The organism is Flagellimonas meishanensis (genome assembly GCF_019880545.1).
In the GTDB taxonomy this organism is placed as follows: Bacteria; Bacteroidota; Bacteroidia; order Flavobacteriales; family Flavobacteriaceae; genus Flagellimonas; species Flagellimonas meishanensis.
Window position 1 is genome coordinate 641,662 of record NZ_JAINVW010000001.1, and the last position, 24,049, is coordinate 665,710.

Consider the following 24,049-nt stretch of genomic DNA (forward strand, 5'->3'; position numbering starts at 1 on the left):
AGCATTGTTATCTATAGAGGGTAAAGTGACCAACAAATTCACGGTCATCGTTCTCACCATTAAGGCGTATCACATACCAGTAATCTCCGGTTGGAAGGGCTTTTCCATCATATTCCCCATCCCATCCTTGGGAGTCGCGTGTCATCTTCTCCACTACTCTACCATAACGATCATAAATGGTAATTAGTACGTCTGGGAAGCCTTCCATGTTGTCAGGAATCCACATATCATTCAGACCGTCACCATCTGGCGTGAAGAAGTTGGGCATCTCAATATCAATGAACTCCATAAATATTTCCGCCCGAACCTCACAACCATTCTGATCAATTACAGTGACCATGTAGGTGTCCGTTCTGTTGATAAAGAAGGTATTGTCCGTTCCATTATTGACATCGCCAAAATAGAAGGTGTAATCCTCCAAGCCGCCTTCTGCCACGGCAGTTATTTCATTGATGTTGTTGTTTTCAAGCACCAAGGTCAAAGGCTCGTATCCCTGAATGGTGAAGTCATAGGTCACCATGCAGCCATTGGCGTGTGCAATGGTAATATAATGGTCACCAGCGGGGATGTTGGTAAAGTCTGCCGATAATTGCATGTCGGCAGGGTCAGTTGAATCCAGCGCATAGAGCACATCGGCAGAAACGGTTGGGTCTTCAAAAACGATTTCCAAAGCGTTGTCGGGAATGTTGCCCGTACACTGGTACATTGGGGTTACCGTGGCCTCCAGGTTAACACCGGGCTCTATCTGCACAAAAACGTTGGTATCGCACCCTTGCGAATCACGGATAAATACCACATGGGTTCCCGCAGGAAGGTTTTGGAACAGCACTTGGTCTTGGACATAATCGGCATCGGCATTGGAATTCAACGCAGTTTCGTATGGCGCCGTACCTCCCATAATTTGAAGTTCAAATGAACCATCAGCACTCTCAAAACAAACTTCGTGCATGATGTTTATGGCCTCAGCCTGAACAGGTTCTGGTTGAAGGATCTCAAATTGGAAAGTCATGAAACATCCATTCTGGTCCTGTGCGATGACATCATAGATGCCAGGAGCCAAATCTTCAAAAACATTCACCGTATCAAACTGATTAAGGTTAGGTGTGATGGCATAGAAAATCTCGCCCGTACCACCTGAAACCTCTACCGTGATTGTTCCATCGTTCAGCCCCGCACAAGTTACATTGGTAAACTCTTCACGGTCTATCTGCAACGGAGCTGGGTCCGTGATGATTATCTCTGGGGAAACTTCCACACAATCCTGGCTGGTAACCCGCACGTAATAGCTTCCCGCCACTAAACCGCTAAAGGTGTCATTGGCTTGAGGACCAGCTATTAGGTTGGTCAGGGCAGCATCCCCGAAGAGTTCATAGCTGTAGTTGCCCAATCCACCCGTGGCGTTGGCAACAATAGTGGCCGAAGCTTCTGCTGTACAGTTGATCATTGCTGCAGAATCGTCTATGTCTATGGTCAAAGGCGGAACCATGTCAACACTTATTTGGTTGGAAATTTGGGCTTCACAGCCAAAAGCATCCCGCACATGGTATTGGTAAACACCGGCACCAACGCTGAATGTGTGGGTGCTTCCACCGCTCATGGCAAAATAGGCAACCCCATCCGTGCTGTATTCGTAAGGTCCCGTTCCCCCTGAAGCGGTAAGTCGCAACTGGGCTTGATTGGTACAGGTAAGTGCACTCAACTGGATCAATGAAGCCATTACATCTGTTGGCTCGCTGATGGTCACCTGAGCCGTCTCCACATCACAATTCCAATTGTCAGTAACTGTAATGCTATAGATTCCGGCACCCAAGTTGTTGAAGGTTGGGGACGACTGTTCACCAGAAGTAAACACTATGGTTGTCCCCGTAGGATCGTAGACATTGAGTTGATAATCATAAACACCCTCACCTCCGGCCATGTTTTCGGCCCAGACCGATGCATTGGTATCACCATAGCAGACCAAGGTTGTTGGCGTAGCATTTATATCGGCAGTTATCGGAACAGGTTGAACAAGTACAATTGGCTCGTTAATGATGCATCCATTATTGTCGGTCACCTGCACATCAAACGTACCAGCAGACAAACCAGTGAACAAGTAGCTTGGCACATTATTGACGGTATACACCTGTGCTGTGGTAGTGTTTGTCAATATAATATCGTAAGGAGCATAACCACCCGTAGGTGCCACCAACATTTCGCCCTGATCGTTGCTACAGGTCACATTGGCGACTTCCTGGGGAATTAGCGCAAGGGCGCTGCTAGGCGAAACGATGGTAATGACATTGGAGTCCTCCACGCATAGCGGGTTGGCGGTCTGCGTTACCCTAACAAAGTAGTTGCCACCCACTAGTAAGGGGTCTGTAATGGACAAGGGGTTGGTGGATGTGTTTCCACTTCCAGTGATTCCCGTCACAGATCCGTCACCCCTGAAAACCTCATAGTCGTAAGTGCCCGAATATCCTGTTACGTTGATTTCCAAAGCACCCGCATCACCAAAACATATGGCAGGAGCCGTTGCCGTTGCAACAACGTCTATCAAATCATACGGAGCAATAGTGTGTATGGCTTCCACGTAGCAACCTGTTGCGTTGTCCGTTACCCTGAATGTGTAATTCCCAGGGGAGGTCAAATCAAATGTGGCCGTGGTGTTCGTGGGTGTTGCGGTCAAGGAACCATTTGGATTGCCCAAGGGCAGTAATTCAAAAGTATAGGTGTTCCCTGGGTTTCCATCATCAGAAACGGTCAACAGCACCTCTTCTGGATTGACACAGCTAATGGCCACATTTTGTGTAATGCCTAACGTAAATGTGTTTATGGTAGGCACAAACACGGGGGCTGTGGTTGTACATCCATTGGCATCTTCAATAAAGATGGTAATATTTTGGTCCGCTCCAGTGTCAACTATACCAAACGTGTTGGCCGTCTGGAAGTTTATATTGTCCATGCTATACAAGTATGGACCTGTTCCACCGCTGGCTGTTACCGTTACGGTCGATGTGTTTACGGTGTTGTTAGGGTTACACACGAAGGCCGTAGCTGCGGCGGAGGCAGACAATGTGGTTGGCTCAGTAACAGTAACATCAAAAAAGTCATCACAAGCCCTGGAGGATATGACACGCACGCGATAGTCTCCTGCAGGGAGATTATCAAACGTTGGACTGGTCTGCGCAAATCGATACGGGGTCACCAAATTGGACATTTGGTATAGCTCATAGGTATATACGGGATCAGCCATGGTGGCAGGATCCAAAACCACGGTCAAACTACCATCGGAGCCACCGTTACAATTCACTGGGTCCATGGGCACATCATCGATAATCGGGTCAACCTTATCGTCAAGTTCTTGGGTAACCACAAATGTACAAGGTGTAGCAGTGTCATTGTCGGTTACCGTAAAAGTGTATATGCCAGGCTGCGTGAGTCCGGTAAAGACCCCTGTTGTGTTGTTCGCCGTGGTGAGCCCATCGGGGAAGAGCACATCAAAAGTAAGGTTGGAAGAACCTCCATTTACCGTTACCGTAACGTGACCACCAGGATCAAGAGTACAGTCAATCGGTTTCACAACTGTGGTTGCTGCCGTCATGGCATTTGTTAGTACTACAGGCCCTATGGTTGTGGCACATGACCATTGGTCGGCAATCAAGACTTCGTATGAACCGGCACCTAATCCTGAGAAAACAGGACTTGTTTGTGGCGACCCAACATTTGAACCGTTTCGCATTAATTGATAGGTGTAATTGGCGCCTTGTCCACCCGTTGTTCCAACCACCTCGATTTCACCTTGAAGGTCGGTACAGTTTTCCTGGTTGATTTGAAGCACTGCAGCTATAAGAGCAGGGTCTTCCAGGGTAACATTTGGCAATTGGAATACACATCCATTTTGATCGGCCACCCAAACTTGGTAATCCGTGCCCGGTGTAGCTCCGCCAGAAAGATTGGAGAACAAAGGAGATGCCTGATAGCTTCCAGGATAAATCGGCGCTGGATTTGAGGCAAGGTCCACAAAATAGGTGTAGCCTCCCCAACCCCCAGAAACGTTGATGATTTCAATGGCACCATCATTTAGGGCACAAGTAACCGGGGTAACCGACGTATTTGCGGCAATGGGTGCACTTGGGCCGGCAATATTGAACACAGCACTGTAAACACAAGCGCTTCCAGGAGGGTTTGTGTCTGTGACCTCTATATAATATGCTCCTGCGGCAAGACCTGTAATGGTGAAGCTGCCATCAGCATCAGAACCTGAAGAGGTGACATCGTCAGCCAAATTACCCGGAGTGTTGTTAATGTCATAATAAAGGGTGTAACTAGTGGCACTTGGATAGGTAACGCTGGAAGCGTCGACCAAATTGAGCTCCACAGAACCATTGGAATCACCAAAACAAGTGATGTTTACCGTATTGTCCACATTAAGATCCAACACTTCAGGGTCGGCCACCGTGTGAGAAACGGTGATGACACATCCGGTAACCGTGTTTCTCACTTCAAAATTGTGCGTTCCAACGGCAAGGCCGGTAAAACTTCCCGAAGCTTGGAAAGTACCCGCGGGCAATATCCTAAACTCATAGTTTGCTGGATCTGTTGTTGAATTTGTGATGGAACCGATGGCGGTTATCGTTATGTCTTCGCCCGCAACGCAGGTCGCCACGGCATCGACAACAATATTCGCAGAATCCAGGCTATCAAATGGAGCAATAACCGCAGTTGTTGTTCCCAAACAGCCATTGGTGTCATATACATTTACGATATAGCTTCCACCCACGAGAGCGGTTTCAATATAAACATTGTTGGACCCGGATTGGACCACAACATCATCACCAGTGGCAGGTGTTCCCTGATCGTTGATGAATTCGTAGATCACATACGTGCCGCTGCCTCCACTGATTGAGGCCGTGTCAATAGTGATAGAAGCATTGTCCGTATTATTTCCGGAAGTGCAGCCAAATTCTACAACGTTGGCATTGACATTGGCAATTGGGTTGGGTTCGTTAATGATGATGTCAAAAATATCCACAAAACAGCTGTTGGAACCAACACCCCGCACGCTATAAGTGCCAGCTGGAAGGTTTTCAAAAGTTGTTCCGTTCAACACGGCACCTGCCGGCATTGGCGTAAGTGTGTACACCAAGGGGTTGATGCCATTGTCCACTTCGGTAAGCGTTATGCTTCCATCATTGGCCCCGTTACAGGTAACATCCATATGTGTTTCCGTGAAGCTTGGGAGTGGAGCATCGGGCACGCCCACGGTTATTGTTTGCGAACAATTTGGCGGAGCGGTTCCTATGTCGAACACAGTTACCTGATAGCTTCCGGCGGCGGCCGCCCCGGTCCAAGTAAATGGATTGGAAGGAAGCACTATTCTGGCTTGGTCATTGGCCCCAGGGCCATCAATAATGAACTCGTAGTTTCCAGATCCGGAAGTCACTTCTATTTCTATTTCTGCATTGGCCGCAGACCCAGGCTCGCAGTCCAGTGCCACAGTTTGAATGGCGGTGAACTCCAATAGCGGATATACATCGAAGGTGTCTGTGTCTGTACAACCGTTGCTGTCTATGATGGAAACATTGTAGGATCCAGGGGCCACATTGTTGAAAACCCCTCCATTATCCACATAGGTAACGCCTCCATCTATAGAATAGAAAATCTGTGGAGCGGTGCTCGTGGCATTTATGGTCACAGAAATTGGAGTTGTACAGTTATTTACAACAACAGAGTCAACTGTTGGGTTTGGTGTTAGTGTCAATGGAACTGTTCCCAAGTTCACGGAACAACCATACTGGTCCTCCATGGTCACATCGTAATTTCCAGCAGGTGAGTTCGCTGGAATTTCAATGGGATTATCCGATGTGGACACGATGGTTACAAATGGAGCGGGCCCGGTTACGGTATAGGTGTATATTCCACCACCGCCCAACGGGCTTTGGATTTGGATCAACCCCGGAGTGTCACAGGTTATGTTTTGTAAAACTACAGGAGTTCCGGTAAGCGGATTTAATTCCAGTAGCAATTCGTTCTCGGTTGCGCCGACACAACTATCCGCACCTCCATCAACTTCAATGACCTCAATGAAATAGTTTCCTGGAGACAGTCCGCTTACGGTCACATCTTGAGGAGAGGAATAGGGAACGTTGCCGCCACTGTTAGCCACCGCAACAGCAGAGCCAGAGGACATATCGTACACCGTCCACCTAAATTCTGTTCCAAAGGGCGCTTGATTGTCGGTAACGGTATACGTTATACTACCATTATTTGCACCATCACAGCTTGGGGTAATGGCAGAGGTTATTTCCAAGGGAACCGTGATAATGTCATTTACGTTCACATTACTTTGACGCACGCATCCCGCAGCATCCCGCACATAGAATGTATAGGTCCTACCAGGAACCAATCCTGTAAAAGTATGTGTAGTTCCCAAAGGCAACGGGGCCGTCCAGGTTGTGGTTGCTGGGTTAAAGTTTGCAGGGTCATCCGAATAGGCATATTCGTATGGCGCCGTACCATTCTGTCCCCTTACGGTCACCTGAAGTTCATTACAATTGACAACGATTGGCAAAATGGTAATGTCCAGGTCATCCAAGGGATAAGGAATTATGTAGGGCAGCAAGTCTGTTTGACACACCGTGTTGCCAAAACCATCAACCGTTCTCATGGAAGGATAGACAGTTTGCCCCGAAGTATAACCCGTAAATTGGTCTGAAGTTCCAGGGGTTGTATTGTCACCAATCCATGTGGCACCACCATCATCACTGAATTCAATAGTTCCCAAGGTGGTTGGGTATCCTGTGAAACCAAATCCAAAATCATTAGGGTCTCCGGTACATGTAGCTGGGGTTATACCAAACACGCTTCCAGTAAGCTCATCAGGATTATTGATGGTTACCGGGGTCTCAGTGACCACGCATCCTGTTGCATCGGTCACGTTTATGGTGTAGTTGCCCGGCATCAAATTATAATAGGTTCTGCTGGTATTCAGCACGTTGGTATCGGTTTGATCTCCAGCGCCCCCATTATCCAGATCAATTACTTGAATGATAAAAGGAGCGATTCCAGAGGTAACATTCACCAAAATGGATCCCGTACCATCATGACAAAGCGGGTCTGTCGGGGTAGCGGTAATTGTCAGCGGCGTAGCCGGATTCACAGTTACTGTTTCCATGTATTCACAGAACGGAACAGTAGCGGAGTTGTCCCTTACATAAACATCATAGTCTCCTTCGTTACCAGCAGTTACAGCGAACACATTTGTTGTGGAGAACAGACCGGTAGGGTCAGTTGTGGTTGGCACAAAGGCATATTCCAGTGTAGGAGCGCCTCCCGAAGCGGTTACGGTTATGCTTCCATCGGCACAAGGACTTACATCCACAACATCCACGGTGGCCACCAAGTCGTCGTTTATGGTGACATTTTGAAGCGTTCCCACACAACCAAAACTGTCCCTGACATTGATGGTATAGTTTCCTGCAACAAGATCGGTGAACGTGTGTGTTGTGGCCGTAGCGGGCGATGGTGTAATCCAAGGCCCTCCGTTAAGGCTAAATTGGTAATCCCCGTTCCCTGAGGTAACATCAACCTGAATGGTTCCATCATTGTTTCCACTATAGCAGGCAGTTGGGGTTGTAGTAAATGTTATTGTGGCTGCGGGAACGACCGTTATCACCGCATCAATGGGGTCTTCACAAAGGTTGGTGTCCCTGGCACGAACAATATAATTACCCGCTGCCAACCCGTTGAACACAGTAGAAGATTGATAAGGAACCAAAATTGCTCCCAAATCGTCCTCCAATTGGTACTGATAAGCTGGGGTTCCACCGGTTGCTGAAGCGGTGATGGTTGCCCCACCATTGGTACAGGTCATTACATTGGTTATTGAGGCGGATGCTGTCAACACAACAGGTTCAGACAGTGTCTGATTTAACACTATGACACATGTTGGGTCCCTAAGATCAACAACGGTAATCGTATAATTTCCGGCACTGAGTCCATTTATGGTGAGGGGACTTGCGAATTGCGATGGGGATACCGGACCGGCATCAACTTGGTAAGTAAAGCCGATTCCAACAGCGAAGTTTTCCACCTCGAAGGTAATTTCGCCATCTGCGCCTCCATTACAGGTAATATCCGAAAAGGCAGTAATTGCCGCATCGAAGGCATTGCCGGGCTCCACAACAACAGAAGTTTGCGTGATGCAATCGCTGCCATAGTTGACATCGATAGTATGGGTGCCCACTGCAACGTCACTGAAAATGTTTCCAGCTTGAAAAGCACCTCCATCAAGACTGTAGGTATAGGAAGGGTCATTGGGCAGTACGGTGATATCTCCAGTCCCATCACAGTTATAAACCACGGAAGTGGTTAATGTGGGTTCAGCTGGAAGAGGCGCAACAATGACATCTGGCAAGGTGATGAAACAATCTATTTGATTGGCATCCCGCACACGAATGGAATAGGTTCCATCAGTTAATCCACCAAAGACGGTTCCGCCAGTGGTTGAGGCCGTCCATGGACCTCCATTCAAACTATATTGATAGTCACCAGAACCACCAGTGGTTGGGGTGACGCTTCCAACGGTTATTTCTCCAAGCTGAATACAAGTATAGGCTTGGGTCAAGGCTGCTTCGGCAACAATTTGGTTTGGTTGATTTACTACAACTGTCAGCGTGGCCTCGCAGTTGTTGACATCCCTGATCCTGGCATCGTATGATCCGGCACTGAGGTTTGCAAAACTGTTGGAGGTTTGATAGTTGGCACCATTGTCTATGCTGAACAAATAAGGACCTTCACCTCCGGACGCGCTTAGGGATATTGCTCCATTTGAACCACCGAAACAAGTAACATCGGTCACCGTTGGTGTTATGACAAGAGGTGCATCTTGTATAATTGAAATGTCGTAGTTTGCTTCACAGAAGCCAGCGGCCCCGTTATTGTCCCGAACGTAGACGTCATAATCCCCAATCGCGGAGACGGTCACAGGGTTAGTGGTTGAGAAATCCCCAGCCACGGGCGTAACCCCATCGGCGACCACAGCGTATACATAATTCCCGTCTCCACCGGCAGCTGTAATTGTAATATCGGTGTCGGTACCGCAAGCGGTAATGTTTGGAGCTGAAGCAATCACACTCAATTCAGGATCAATGGTAATGGTTGCCGAATCGGTGCAATCATTTCCATCACGAACATCAATGGTATGGGTTCCGGGAGTTAGACCGGCAAAAATATTGCTGACTCCAAAAGGACCACCGTTAAGGCTATATTCAAAGTTTCCATCGCCACCGGAGGTAACGTTGGCGGTAAGTGTCAATCCTACCACATCATCATAACAAGGATTGTTGGGCACTATGGCAAGGACAGGTGCTACTGCCGGATTGAGCGTAAATGTGGTCGTTGCCACACAGCCGTTGGCGTCCGTCACCGAAGCGGTATAGGTCCCGGTCTGGGCCAATCCGGTGAATATACCAGTGCTATTTGTTCCAAAAGGAGTAGTGTCTGGATTGGTCAACGAGAAAGAATTGCCTCCCCAGCCCCCGTTTGCGGTGAGCGTTACGTTGCCCGCTGATACACAGGTGGGTTGGACTTCTGAGGCGGACAAAGTCAAAGCTGCTGGAGGCGCATTGATAGTAACGCTGGCCGTATCGGTACAGCTGGTTAGGTTATCGGTAACAGTGATGGTATATGTGCCATCATCCAAACCGGTCAATGAAACAGTTCCACTTGATTCGTTACTTCCCGAAAAGCTCGCTGGTCCGGTAACGGAATAGTTGTAATCGGTATTGAAGTCGGTTATGGTAAACAACAACTCTCCATCCATATCATTAAAACAGGTGATGTTGCTTATGAGCTGTCCGCTGACATTTATTTCGGTAACCGGGCTTATGGTAAATGACTCATCATAAAAACAACCCTTGTCATCGGTAACCCTAAAAGTGTATGTGTTTGGTGCCAATCCGTCAAAATTAGCCGTACCTCCGGTTATGGAGGTGGCCGGTATGGCGGCAGGGGCTATGATTTCAAAAACATAGGGTGCATTGCCATCCACAACAGTTACCGTAACATCAGAAGTGAATGTGGGGCAGTTTGGTGCCGATGCGGTAAAGGTAAGATCGGTTGGAGGATTAAGTGGATCTAAGGTAATGGAGTTTGTTGGGAATGTACATCCATTGGCATCCCTAACGGTTATGGTATATGTGCCATCAGTTAAGTTGCTGAAAGTTGGACTTGCCCCAAAGCTTACACCGTCAATGCTATATTCGTAGGGTGCTGTACCGCCTGTAATATTTTGCGCTTCTATAATGCCGTTTTGCAGACAGGTATAATCCTGAATGAGGATCGCATCCGCATCAAGCCCATTGGTTGGACCAGAAATGGTATGGTACTCGAAATAGTCACAAGCGGCACTTCCTTTACGTTGGTTGATTACCACTACATAATCTCCAGTTGGCAGCCCTGGGAAATTACCTGAAGCATTGGTGGCCAACGCATTGGTTATGTCAAAGTTGTCCTCATCAAAACCAGCGGCATCAAACAGGTAATAGGTGAGCTGGTAACCATTGCTGCTTACCAGATTGAAGTTTATGGATCCTGTGGAATCACCAAAACAAGAAACGTCAACCACGGAGGTTGCATTAAAATCTGCGGCCGGTCTAAACTCAATAGTTACTGTGTTTGAAATGTCATGACAGTTGTTCCTATCGACCACAACAAAGGTATAATCTCCGGGATCTAAGATGTCAAAAATGACGCTTGTTTGATATTCGCTTGGTGGAATATCATTTACCGAGGGATAGGAAATGATGGTGTTGCCCCCGTCGTCCACATAGGACCAAATGGCATAGGTGTGGGGCGTACGCCCGCCTGTGGATTCCATTTGAATGTTCCCTTCCCTACAGGTAATGTGCTGTGAAACCCGAGCGGTAAGCTCCAGGTCGTTAAGATCTTGAATGGTAACCTGTTCGGTATAGGTACAGTTGTCATCCGTTCTTACGGAGACATCGTAAACGCCGTCGTTAAGGTTATTAAAGGTATAGTTGTTGTCGTTGGATGGGCCAAACGTATCCACAATGGTTCCGCCTTGCGATATTTCATAGTAGTATTGTGGAAACACGTTCAATGCAGAGATGGATATGGACCCAAAGCCATTACAGTCCGTATCGGTAGTGGTCACGTCAACCTGAAAGTTCCTTTCAAGTATTCCAATGTTCTCCAGGATGAAGACGCATCCATCAGTTACGCCTTGCTGTCTCATTTCAACACGGTAGGCGCCGTTATTGGCTATGTCGAAGCTTGGGCTGGAATTGTATGGAACAATAATGTTGCCAGTGGTTTGGTCTATGAGCTGAAACTCATAGTTCAACGGCATGTTCGTCACAGTGATGTTTCCATCCGTGTCACATACAATATCCCTTGTTGTGTACTGGGGGTCCAGCGGGTTTTTAAAAATATTGAAGTAAAATCGGCTGAAACACCCATTTTGATAGTTGATGACCAATCGATATTCCCCCGCATCCGAAGCGGTGAAATCATTTCCTGTGTCAACGGTGTTCCAACCACAGGAAGGGTTGGTGTTGGCACAGTCCTGCGTTGCTGCAGCACAACTCGACTCGTCCAGTTGTTGCCATTCAATGCTTTGGGCATCTGGAATGTTTACTTGGATAAGCTCAGTGTCATTTAATCCGCAAAGAAAAATCTCTGGCAGTTCGCTACCGTCGTTAGGGCAGATAACGATTTCACCCTCCACCGTATTCGAAGGATCGTTTATTAGGGCAGAGATTGGATTGGATTGTGTGGCTCCAAAAAGCTCAACAATGATTATTTCTTGGAATCCTTTACAAGGATCTGCCACTTCTTTGTCCACAATATAGGTTCCTGTATCGCTTACGATCAAGGTGCTGGGGTCACCATCGGGGTCTCCGTCGCTGATGACAGTGTCAATACCGAGGTCTATTAAGCCGTTTCCGTTTTCATCCCTATACCAAGTGTAGGCGTCAAAATTATCACCTGCATCCAAAAGCACGGTATCACCACAAAGCTGAACCGTTCTGGTGAAGTCACAGCTTTCTAAGTCATCCAGCAGAAAGTTGGTGGCTCCCGGGGTGGTAAATCCACAACTATCAAAATCCGACACACTGGGGTCGTCGGATATTTGGTTGTTGTTGATGACTCCTTGATAGGTGGAATAGGCCAGGTTTTGGATTTGATCGGTACATGCATCGATAAAGTCAAAGCAATTTTCCGCCACTTGTACCCGCATCCTTATTTCGGAAATGGGATCACCTGCCTCAACGAGGTTATCTGGAATCATGAAAACAATCTCGCGGGTCGGGGCATTGTAAGTATAGGTTACGCCAGGGGGCAATGTAATGGCGGTTTCATCCAGGGCGGTATTGATGGGCAACACATCCCTGATGGTATAGTTGGTCGCATCATCGTTTCCAGTGTTCTCAAAGGACAGGACATAGTCCAGATATTGTCCAAGGTTCACCCCAGCTCCAGTGATATCGTTTCCAGCAATGTCCTCAACACGCTTTTCCAATACAATTTCCGGTTCAATAATCTCAATATTGAAGGAATTGAAAAAGGGGTAGTACTGGTCACCACTGGATGTGAAACGAAACGTTGCCGCCGTTTCACTGTTTGGGATTACGGAGTTTAAGGGGTTGTTGAGCAAGAATATATCCGTGTCATAACCCAAGGTGTTGATGCTATTGACATCCCTGTTCGTGGTAACCACGCCATCCAGGGTGATATTACTGTTGAAAAAGTTGTTGGCCGGATTGGTGGCATTGCTAATGGTGGTAAAGGAACCGTTACTGGCTGCCCGTATGCGCATACCATCCCCGGTAATTCTGTTATCACCTTCAAGGGCCGCGACACCAATATTGGCGTTCACTGGTCCTGCGGGAATGGTGTTGAATCCACTATAGTTTATATTAACCGTAGGGTTGCCACTGTTTACACGGGCAAAACCATCAAAAGTGGTGATCAATTTCCCCGTCAAAGTCGGGTTTTCATAAACAACGATAAGGGTCCATCCAGCGGATGCTCCACCACCAGGGGAGAGCGAGCCTGTGACCGACCGAACGTTGGCGATTGTATAATCTCCCTGGGGATTGCCCAAGGGGGCCACCAAAGCGGTAACATCCGCATAACATGCATAAGGACTGTTTTGCCTCATGGAGGAATCACCACTGGTAAAACCATCATATATTACTTCATCGGCGGTAATGTCCACATAGGAACCACCGGGCACCATGAACTTTACTTGGTTAAAGTCGGTTTGCCTGTTTGTGCCCACTGCCTGTCCTGCTTGTTCGCTGGGATACGTTCCTGCCCAATACAGACCTGCGTAGCGGATTAGGTTACAACTGGCTTGTGGAAAGGTAAACGTTGCCCTACTGGAACTGAACGTGGTTGGGTCGCTGTCCACATCAACGTATTGCATATCCAGCCAATCGTTGTACGTAGAGGAGTTTCCTGTAACGTTGTATGGGTCTTCAGGTTCCGTTGAGCCAGTACCCCCATCTCGGTTGACAATATTGTTGGCTATAAAGGTAAGGTCACCCTTAATGTTATCCTGATAGCGTATATCAAAACTGTTGTATTCCTGCGATAAGAGGGTGTGGGAAATAAGCCCTACAGCTAGGGTTAGAACCGATTTTACAATATGTTTTGTCATTTTAGCTGTTGAAGTTTGGTTTTACTCGCATGATCCACATTTCGTCATCATACGAGGCATTTAGTTTGGAGTAGTATGAGGTTAGGGCATTGCTCCAGGTTTCATGTTTTTTGAGATAAACGTATCTTAGGTTATCTTCTGGATTGATGAAATAACTGGCATGAAGGCCCTTGGCATTCAAATCTTTTACAAAACGGGAGGCATCCGAGGCGGACTCGAACACGTTGGCAATGATATAGTACCCCTCTGGAAGCCCGTTCACCTTGTGAGGCGCATAGGAAACCTTGGCTACATTCCCCTTGGAGCGTGCAATGTTCTTACTGAGGAAATCGTCCCCGTACTTGGATTCGGCACGATTTTTTACCGCCACATAATTAATGTGTGAACCAACATCCATGTTGTTCACGTTCATTACCCAGGCATCACCTTGGTACGAACCTTTAAATTGGGTGTTATGTGCCTTTATGGCCTCTTCCTTGTTTTGATAATTTTCAAGGTAAACGTAGTTGAGTCCGTTCTTTGGATTTTTAAAGTAATCGGCATTTATTCCCTTAGAACGCAGTTCACCTATAAAGGCCGTAACATTTTCTGGGTTCTTGAAAACGTTGGCAATCAAATAATGTCCGCTTTCCACTGCCGGGATTTCGAAAGCCTTGAAACGGGCCCTGCTCTTGGTAACACTTCTATTTGTTCTATCCTTTTTGATGGATGTGTTTTTGGCTATAGCCGTACTGGTTTTTGGGGCTTCATCCAATCGAATTACCTTTTTGGTGGCAGCAGTGTTCGACAGGCCATGGTTTGCCAAGGGCTGTGAAGGACGTTTGGTGATGATATCCATACTGTCCATATTGGCAAAATAGACCTCTTTGGCTTTCTCTTCCAGTTCTGGACGCTCACCGCGGGTCTCGCGCCGTACCATTTTCATGACGGTTTCGAATCGTTTTTCAAGATCGGTCCTTCTTGTGGTTTCAATGGAATCTTGACGAAGTAGCAGCTCGTCCAAAATAGCATCGTTTTCAGCAAGCTTTTCTTTTAGTTCCGCTATCTGAATGTCTTTATCGGTCAGGTTCAGTGTTTCTTCAGGCGCAGTGTCTGCATCCACCAGATCTTCATTTTCTTTTTCAAGGAGCACCCTGTCTTCGGTCAAGTTTGGCGTGAAGGAATAGGCCAAGGAAATTTCATGGCTCACCCCAAAGTTTTCGAAGTTGTTTGTCAATCCTTTTTCCACGGTGTAACCTAGGGAAAGGTTTTTGTTAAGGTTGAAACCCAATCCGGCGGAAGCACCATAGAAGTCGTCGTAACCTGCTTGGATCCAACCTAGTTTGGGCAGGTCTAGAATTAGGTTTCCTCCCAGCACAAAATTTTCTTCACCAATTTTTCTAACTCGTGCCAAAGGCATTAACCGGCCTTGTTCCATGATGCCCGCGGCATTTTTAAACTGATGGGTATATTGCAGATGACCAGAATAGGTCTTTTCATTGAATTCTGTAACGGATTCGCTGCTTTTCAAGTTATAATCGAAGAGGTTTTCGGCGAAACCACCAATATCAAACTGACCAAAAGAAAGGTTGAAGCCTGGTTGAAAGCTTATCAGGGAGGAGCTCTCCAAGGTGTTCAGCAAAGGGTCTTCTTCCAGGGCGTTGGCCCGGTCTTGGTTAAATGCACTTTGATAATAGGAAAAATTGGCCCCAAAGGTGAAGTTGCTTTTTGGACTAAGGCGAACACCATACGCGTAGTTTGCATGTACACCAAAGTTGTTGAAAAGCCCTTCCCGATTGGTGAACAAGCTAAGTCCAACCCCACTCCTATCACTTACCCTACCGCTATAACTCAGAAAGTAAACCTGGTTGTTATCATTAAATGATACCGATTGGTTTCTATGGAATAGATTGATGTAGGACTTATCTTCCCGTACGGTGGAAAATGTTGGGTTTATCAAGAACCTGTTGAATTTTAGCAAGTTCTGTGATGGAACATTGTAATCCACAAAGGGCGCTTCCTCTTGGGCCTTTATTCCTGAAAAGGCCAAGAGGAAGAGCAAGATAAGAAGTTGAGGTTTTCTAGGTTGCATTAGTTTTATCTAATAACGGTTATGGTTCCCTGTTTTAAACTGGACCCGCCTTTGGTGATTTTGTAATAGAAAATCATGCTGGATCGGTTAAAAGAGGTTGTTGATTGCGGCCAATTGTTTTCGTAATTGGTTTGGCTGAATATTTCTTTTCCGGTTTCATCAAAAATGGTCACCAGAACATCGCTGTTCCTGGAATAGGTGTTGGGCAATACCCATAGATCGTTGATGCCATCGCCATTCACGGTTATTACGTTGGGCACCGCAAACGTATCCCTATAGGTGACCGTGATAACCTTGCTTATGGTACAGTTGCCAAAACTTGCGACCAGGAGATACTCTCCCTCTTGGTGGAAAGGGAAAAAGTCTTGGGTGGTCAGTAAAGTATTGTTTGCATCGAACCATTCGTAGGATTGCGCACCACTAGCTGTAACAGTTTCGGTCTCACCTTCAATTAGGATAAGATCTTGCGGTTTATCCAAGGAAAGCAAGGATTCATCAAAAGCATTCACCGCAATTGAATTTGAGGTCAAGGGACAGTCATTGGTAGTGATCACCAATTGATAATCGCCTACTGCATCGGCAACAATACTGTCAGAAGAAGTATCAACAACTTGTCCGTTTCGTAACCATTGGTAGGTTTTGTTGGTCAAATCCGTGGTCGTTGATAGCACTATGGGACCTGCACCTTCACAAAGCACAGTTCCGGTTGAGGAAATCAGCAACACTTCATCTGTTGGTAGTTTAACCTCAAGATTATTGGATGAGGTGTTGTAGCTGTTCAAGGCACCATCCAAAATATAGGCTCCGTTGTTGGCAGAATCCGATAACGTTATCGTTTTAGATGTCTCAGCGGGAATAATGGCATCGTCTTTTTTCCATTGATAGGCAAAGGAAGATTGTAGTGTGCCAGTAACATCGGTTTTGGCCCCTGAGGCACTTACTGCGTTTATTGTTGTAAGGCTAAGAGTCGCATCGGCGCTTTGGCAGGCGGTGTAGGTACCTACATAATCAATTACAAACTCAAATGAATCTGGGGAGGCGACCATTGTGGTTTCAGAAGCTATGGGAGAACCAGAGCATCCACCACTTGTTTCGGAGACCCTTGCATGATAGGTCCCTGTTTCCGTTATGTTTACGGAACTGGCCGTGGCACCCGATATGGGCGCACCATCCTTGTACCATTGATAAGTTGGTGATGTTGCGGTGGTGGTTACAGACAGTGTTGTGGTCTGTGATGGCAAGAGTACGATTTCGGCCGCATTTTGTCTTGTGACCTCAAAATCTCCAAGGTTATTGATGGTAACGGCGGCTGAACGCTCTACGCAAGCACTTGCCCCACTGATCTCAACTTCATAGCTTCCATCAAAACCACTTACTGAAGTATTCACGGGGTACGAATCTCCCTCCAATGTTGGGCCGGCCACAATTGCGCCATCTTTGTACCAAGTATAGGTCAGCCCCATTCCGATTAAACTGGCCTGCAAGGTATAGGCGTCCCCAGCACATAGCCCCACATTGCTAGAACCATTAATGGCAATGCCCATACTGCTGCCCGTTGTAATTTCTATGGTGTTGGAAAGCGTATTGGCCGATCCGGAACAAATTGAACCGTAATCAAGCTCTACGTAGTACATTCCCGCTGTTGACACGGTAATGCTTTCGGATTTTTCGGCTAAAGGCGTGCCGCTTCTATACCAGTTGTATTGGTAGGAGGATGCATTGGGAATGTTATGCGGTGCTAGGGTTACCGAAGCGCCCCCACAAAGCTGAATGGTCCCTCCAGGAGGAATGGAACCATTGCCATCCTGACTGATCAGTAAAGGTGAATTATAGTCTACGTAATACATGGAATAGGCATCTGAAGCCGGACTGGTTTTAACAGGGCTGGTACTACGCACCCTCATTTTATAGCTTTCTCCCCTGATATCCGTTGGCACGGCAAATTGGAATTCAAAATCAAAAACAGTGTTTTTATCACTTACACGGGCCAATTCTCTTGGGGAACCAAAGTTTCCATTGGCGTCGGAAAGTTCCAGGACAAATTCATTGTCGGAGTTTACCAAAGGCGGGCTCCAAGTAAAGTTTACGAAGTATTCGTTGAAACTTCCTGAGGCACAGGCGGCGGTCCAGGCAGAATTACCGGCAAGATTGGGATTGTCTGCGGCCACGGGCTTGTTCAGCACTTGGGCGTCAACTGGGTGGATACCGGCGACAATAATGGCCAGCACCAGTACCAGAATGTTACAGAGTGAACTACTTTTTTTCATCAGCGTTAGTTTTAAGAGGTTGTGGGCAATAATGCCCATAGTTTGTGCCCCTTAATCTTGTTTAGTTCGTTGAGACGTCTTTCGACGACGCATTTTCATATAACATTCCTAATAACAAATATGCCTTTATTTTGGTCGAAAGGAAAGATATTGTTGTAGCCGCTGCCAAAAGTGTTGTGAAATGGCTTTCTTTGTATACTCTGTGGGCGGATAAATGGTTGGGAACAGGGTATTTTACTACATTTGCCCTTCAAATTTTAGGTATGGCTGAAGATGTCAAATCACTGAATTTTATAGAGCATATCATCGAGGAGGATTTGCGTAGCGGATATGCCAAGGACAATCTGCGCTTTCGGTTTCCTCCAGAACCCAATGGCTATCTGCACATAGGCCATGCCAGCTCCATTTGTTTGAATTTTGGCCTGGGTCTGCGTTATGGTGCTCCGGTCAATCTACGTTTTGATGACACAAATCCCACCAAAGAGGAAAAGGAGTATGTGGATGCCATAAAAGAGGATGTTGCCTGGTTAGGATATGAGTGGGAGGCGGAGTGCTATGCATCGGACTATTTTCAACAGTTATATGATTGGGCTGTGGAGTTGATAAAAAAGGGAAAGGCCTACGTGGACAGCCAATCTTCCGAGGAAATTGCAAGTCAAAAAGGAACACCGACCGAGGCGGGAAAAGAGAGCCCTTATCGCAACCGTGCCGTGGAAGAGAACCTTCGCCTTTTTGAAGGAATGAGGAATGGTGAGTACAAAGAGGGAACCCATGTACTTCGCGCCAAGATAAACATGGCATCACCCAACATGCTAATGCGGGATCCGGTGATGTACAGAATATTGCACAAACCCCACCACAGGACAAATACCGATTGGTGTATTTATCCCATGTACGATTGGACGCATGGGGAAAGTGACTACATCGAGCAAATATCCCATTCGCTTTGTACGCTGGAGTTTTTGCCTCACAGAGAGCTGTATGACTGGTTTTTGGACCAATTGGTAGATTCTACAAAACTTCGCCCCAAGCAGCGGGAATTTGCGCGGAGAAACCTTAGCCATACTGTGGTTAGCAAACGGAAGTTGTTGCAATTGGTGGAAAATGGCGTGGTAAGTGGTTGGGACGATCCAAGGATGCCAACGATATCAGGTTTGCGCAGAAGGGGATACACACCAGAATCCATTCGTAATTTTGCGGACACCATTGGCATTGCCAAAAGGGAAAATGTGGTGGATGTGTCGTTATTGGAGTTTCATGTGCGGGAACACTTGAACAAGATTGCCCCTCGGGTAATGGCCGTATTGAATCCATTGAAAGTTATCATCACCAACTATCCTGAAGGCAAGGAGGAGTGGCTGGATGCGGAGAATAACCCGGAAGATGAGGATGCGGGAATGCGCAAGGTGCCGTTTTCCAGGGAGCTGTATATAGAGCAGGAGGACTTTAAGGAAGAAGCAAATCGAAAATTCTTCCGGCTCAAGTTGGGTGGCGAAGTTCGATTGAAGAACGGATATATCATCAAGGCTGATAGATGCACGAAAGATGCCAACGGAAAAGTTGTGGAGGTACAATGCACCTATGATCCAAGAAGCAAAAGCGGATCAGGAACGGAGGAGAGCCAAAGAAAGGTCAAGGGAACATTGCATTGGGTTTCCATTCCCCATGCGGTAACAGCCGAGGTCAGAATATATGACCGCCTTTTTACGGATCCTACACCTGATGGATACAAGGACAAGGATTTCATGGAATTTATTAATCCAGAATCACTGACTAAAATCACGGGCTATCTTGAACCGAGCTTGGGGCAAGCCAAGATTGGGGAGCAATTCCAATTTCAGCGTCTCGGTTATTTTAATGTGGACAAAGATTCAACAAAGGACAAACTGGTTTTTAATCGAACGGTTACTTTGAGGGACACCTGGGCCAAATTGGAACAAAAAGAGTAGCATAAACATTTTTTATCATCGACGGATCAAAGAATCTATTTTGTCTATAGTGAAGGCGTAAAAGAGGGGCTCACTATTGCGTTTTTTCTTTTTGGCCGATAAAGAACATGACGAGACACTTCAAGATTTCATACAAGGCCTTAAGATCAATTTTTTTTACTGAAGCACAAATTGTACGCTTCATGGAAGGCCATCGGGACCGAAGAACAAAAAAAGAGCCTTTAAGGCTCTTTTTTTTAGATGTGGTTCAAATTATTCTTCTTTCTTTTTGTTGTGCTTCTTCATGGCCTCTCCAATTTGGTTGCTCGCGGTAAAGGACGCCACCATATTGTTCAGCATGTCGCTACCGGCCTGTGGAGAGTTGGGCAACAAGATCAGGTTGGTGTTGGTTTCTTCACCAATGGCCTGTAATGTATCGTAATGCTGTGTCACAACGATCAGTGCGGAAGCTTCCTGTGAATTGATGCCCACTTTGTTCAACACTTCAACGGACTCTTCCAACCCACGGGCAATTTCCCTTCGTTGGTCCGCTATACCCTGCCCTTGCAAACGTTTGCTTTCGGCCTCGGCCTTTGCTTTTTCAACGATCAGGATACGCGCTGCGTCCCCTTCAAACTGGGCGGCGATCTTTTCCCGTTCGGATGCGTTGATCCGGTTCATGGCTGCTTTTACCTGGGCGTCGGGATCAATATCGGTGACCAAGGTTTTAATAATGTCATAACCGTAATCCAACATGGCGTCCTGCAACTCAGATTTAACGGCAATGGCTATATCGTCTTTTTTGACGAATACATCATCAAGTTTCATTTTGGGAACCTCGGCACGGACCACATCAAAAACATAGGAAGTGATTTGATCGTGCGGATACTCCAATTTATAAAAAGCTTCATAGACTTTGTCCCTAATGACCACATACTGAACGGACACCTTGAGCTTTACAAACACATCATCCAAGGTTTTGGTTTCAACGATTACATCCAATTGTTGGATTTTTAGGCTAAGCCTTCCTGCGATTCGGTCAATAAGGGGAATCTTCATTTGAAGACCTGAGTTTCGAATACTCTGGAATCGACCAAAGCGCTCAATTACAACAGCCGTTTGCTGTTTTACGATAAAGAAGAACTTAAACAGAATGATAAGTCCAATGAAAATAATAGGTATGTAGAAAAAATCGCCCATGGTGCTTAAGATTTAATTTTAGAAATGGAAATTACAAAACTCTGGCGCATTATAAGTGGCCATCCGTCAAGTTTTGTTACACATCCGTCAATTGGGCAAGTTGGAAATAGCTGTTTTTATCCGATGAACACTTTCCTCTTTACCCAAGAGTTCCAGAATATCGAACAAATGGGGACCTTTCATGTCTCCGACGATTACAAGCCGAAGGGGGGGCATTACCTTGCCAAAGGACAGCTCTTGGTCCGCTATCCACGTCTTCACTATGGTTTCTATATTGGAAGATTCAAAAGCGTCAATTTTTTCCAAGAGCGGCACTATTTGCTCCATTATTTCTGAAGTTTCCGCCTTCCATGCCTTGTTTACCGCCTTTTCATTGTAGGAAGAGGGCGTTAGAAAGAAGTAGCTTCCCAATTCCCAGAAGTCGGAAACGAAGGTCGCACGTTCTTTGATCAAGCCGATTACCTTGGTGAGATAGTCAAGATCCAAAGTCCTAACTGAAAAGCTCGTAAGGTTTTCCTGGACATAACTTAAGAACCATTCGGCAAGTTCGGGATTACTTTTCTTTTGTAGATATTGGTGGTTGTACCACTTGGCCTTCTCTGGATCAAACCGGGCCCCTGATTTGTTTACCCGGTCCAGACTAAATGCTTGGACCAGCTCATCCAACGAAAACAATTCCTGTTCCGTACCAGGGTTCCACCCCAGAAGAGCCAAAAAGTTGACCAGTGCCTCGGGAAGGTATCCTGCTTCTTTATACCCAATGGAATCATTCCATGAAAGTGGGAATACGGGAAAACCACCCTTTTCCCCGTCCCGTTTGCTCAGCTTGCCTTTTCCCACGGGCTTCATGATCAGGGGAAGATGTGCGAACTGCGGGGCTTTCCACCCAAAAGCATCATACAACAGCTGATGAAGGGCTAAAGAGGGCAACCATTCCTCTCCTCGGATAACATGGGATATGCCCATTAGATGGTCATCCACAATATTCGCTAAATGATAGGTCGGCATGCCATCACTTTTGAAGAGGACCTTGTCATCAAGAATATTGGTGTCAATGTTTATACGGCCCCGAATGAGGTCGTGTAGCACCAATTGTTCGTCCTGCGGCGATTTGAATCGGATGACATAATCTTCTCCTGCATTTAGTTTGGCCTTTAGCTCCAATGGAGATAGGGACAGGGAATTGGAGAGTTTTAAACGATTGTGCCAGTTGTAAATGAATGTTTTGCCCTTGGCTTCATGGTCTTTTCTATGAAAATCCAATCGTTCCGGAGTATCAAAAGCATAATACGCCTTACCTTCCTCAACCAGCCTTAAGGCATACTGATGATAAAGTTCCTTCCGCTCACTTTGTCGGTAGGGACCGCAATTGGATTCTTTACCCGGGCCTTCATCAAAGGGAATCCCGCACCAATTGAGCGCATTTATGATGTATTGCTCAGCACCTTCCACATAACGACTTTGGTCAGTGTCCTCGATTCTCAGAATGAAATCCCCTTTGTGCCGTTTGGCGAACAAATAATTGAACAATGCGGTGCGGACACCTCCGATGTGTAAGGGCCCCGTGGGACTGGGCGCAAAGCGCACCCGAACTTTTTCATTCATCGTTACTGCGATTAAGGCGTAAAGATACGGTGTGTTTTGTGATGAAAAAAGGAACCGTTATGCACTTGGTTTCATTTCCTGTGGAATTCTAGGGTTCATGATGCGGAACCACAGGGGAGGCACGAACGACAACACCATGGAAGTGGGATAGCCATAGGGCATTTGGGGCGCAATGTCATGACAATCCAACACTTGGTACTTTTTGGACGATTTATAGTGATGGTCACTGTGCCTAGTGAGCTCGTAAAGGATAATTCTTCCAATGACATGATTACTGTTCCAGGAATGACTTTCCCGTACCCGCTCATATCTGCCGGAAGGAAGTTTTTTTCGCATAAGGCCATAGTGCTCAATATAATTGACGGTTTCCAATAGGAGAAAACCGATGACCCCGGCAATCAAAGCAAAATATAGACCAGGGGCTCCAAAAAACAAGTAGACAGCAACAAGATAAGCGGATTGAAACAGTAAGTACCAAAGCATATCATTCTTTAGGCTGAGAAAAGGAAGCTTTGAACGTTCAAGAATCTGGGACTGTAATTTCCATGCGCTCAGGTATTGGCCAAAAACAGAAGTAAACCAAAAGGAATAAAGGCTCTGTTTATATTTAGCCGTGGCGGGATCTGTGTGTGTGGCGGCATTGGCATGATGGCCAAAATTGTGCTCAATATAAAAATGCATGTAAAAGGAGGGCAATAGCAGTAATTTGCCCAAATAGCGCTCAAAACTATGCTGGCGGTGTCCCAGTTCATGGGCTACATTTATGCCATTGACCCCAAGGACAATACCTATGGAAAGGCTCAAGCCTATAATTTCATATAGGTCATAGCTGTTGGATGAAATATTCCACAAGGTATAGATCAAGAAACCAAAGACTAGGGGAATATTGATGTATAGCATCCAATCGAAAATGGAGTTTTTGGACTTCGCATCGGCGACCTCTTCAGAAAGATTGTTCGCATCCAAAGGCATGAGCAGTTCCAGAACGGGAATAATGACAAAGGCGTAGACTGGCGTGAGGAAACTCCAGTAACCTTTTAGGTAAACCCCGATGGCACAAGCTAGGGGTATGGAAAGTGCTGATAGATACTTGAGGTCTTTCATAATAGGATTTAACAAAAATTTTCAGCCGAATTCAGCAGTATCAGGTATCTTGGGAATAAATATAGCACAATTTGGGCAGTTACGATCAGATATTGCATAAGCTGAATAGCTTCATTAGGAAGTACCACATTAAGCAATTGATTAAGGGGAGTTTACTTTTTATTGCTTTGGGACTACTTTTTTGGATAGTGGTCACATCTTTTGA

At 46.3% G+C, this 24,049-nt stretch carries 7 protein-coding genes; 1 reads left to right on the forward strand and 6 read right to left on the reverse strand.

The features are described 5' to 3' along the window. Positions 1 to 7: 7 nt before the first annotated feature. From K7G75_RS02890 to K7G75_RS02900, 3 genes are read right to left on the reverse strand one after another with little or no spacing between them, the layout of a single operon-like run. The gene (locus K7G75_RS02890; protein ID WP_222982592.1) at positions 8 to 13,669 is read right to left on the reverse strand and encodes a T9SS type B sorting domain-containing protein; all 13,662 of its coding nucleotides are present in this window, start codon (positions 13,667 to 13,669) and stop codon (positions 8 to 10) included. Position 13,670: 1 nt separating this feature from the next. Beyond that, on the reverse strand, positions 13,671 to 15,740 hold the full coding sequence (locus K7G75_RS02895; protein ID WP_222982599.1) for a PorP/SprF family type IX secretion system membrane protein: 2,070 nt from the start codon (positions 15,738 to 15,740) through the stop codon (positions 13,671 to 13,673). 5 nt (positions 15,741 to 15,745) lie between these two features. Then, entirely contained in the window at positions 15,746 to 18,007 is a 2,262-nt protein-coding gene (locus K7G75_RS02900) for a T9SS type B sorting domain-containing protein (RefSeq protein ID WP_222982600.1), read from the reverse strand. A 263-nt stretch (positions 18,008 to 18,270) separates the two neighbouring features. On the opposite strand from K7G75_RS02900, the gene K7G75_RS02905 reads away from it, so the two are divergent. Next, positions 18,271 to 19,956, forward strand: a complete 1,686-nt coding sequence (locus tag K7G75_RS02905) for a glutamine--tRNA ligase/YqeY domain fusion protein (RefSeq protein WP_222982601.1) — start codon at positions 18,271 to 18,273, stop codon at positions 19,954 to 19,956. Between the two features lie 252 nt (positions 19,957 to 20,208). Here the strand turns inward: K7G75_RS02905 and K7G75_RS02910 are convergent, their stop codons facing one another. From K7G75_RS02910 to K7G75_RS02920, 3 genes are all read right to left on the reverse strand, one after another. Continuing rightward, the gene (locus K7G75_RS02910; RefSeq protein WP_222982602.1) at positions 20,209 to 21,135 is read right to left on the reverse strand and encodes an SPFH domain-containing protein; all 927 of its coding nucleotides are present in this window, start codon (positions 21,133 to 21,135) and stop codon (positions 20,209 to 20,211) included. An 87-nt stretch (positions 21,136 to 21,222) separates the two neighbouring features. Beyond that, on the reverse strand, positions 21,223 to 22,740 hold the full coding sequence (gltX, locus tag K7G75_RS02915) for a glutamate--tRNA ligase (protein ID WP_222982603.1): 1,518 nt from the start codon (positions 22,738 to 22,740) through the stop codon (positions 21,223 to 21,225). Between the two features lie 57 nt (positions 22,741 to 22,797). Next, positions 22,798 to 23,844, reverse strand: a complete 1,047-nt coding sequence (locus K7G75_RS02920; protein ID WP_222982604.1) for an alkane 1-monooxygenase — start codon at positions 23,842 to 23,844, stop codon at positions 22,798 to 22,800. Between the last annotated feature and the right edge of the window lie 205 nt (positions 23,845 to 24,049).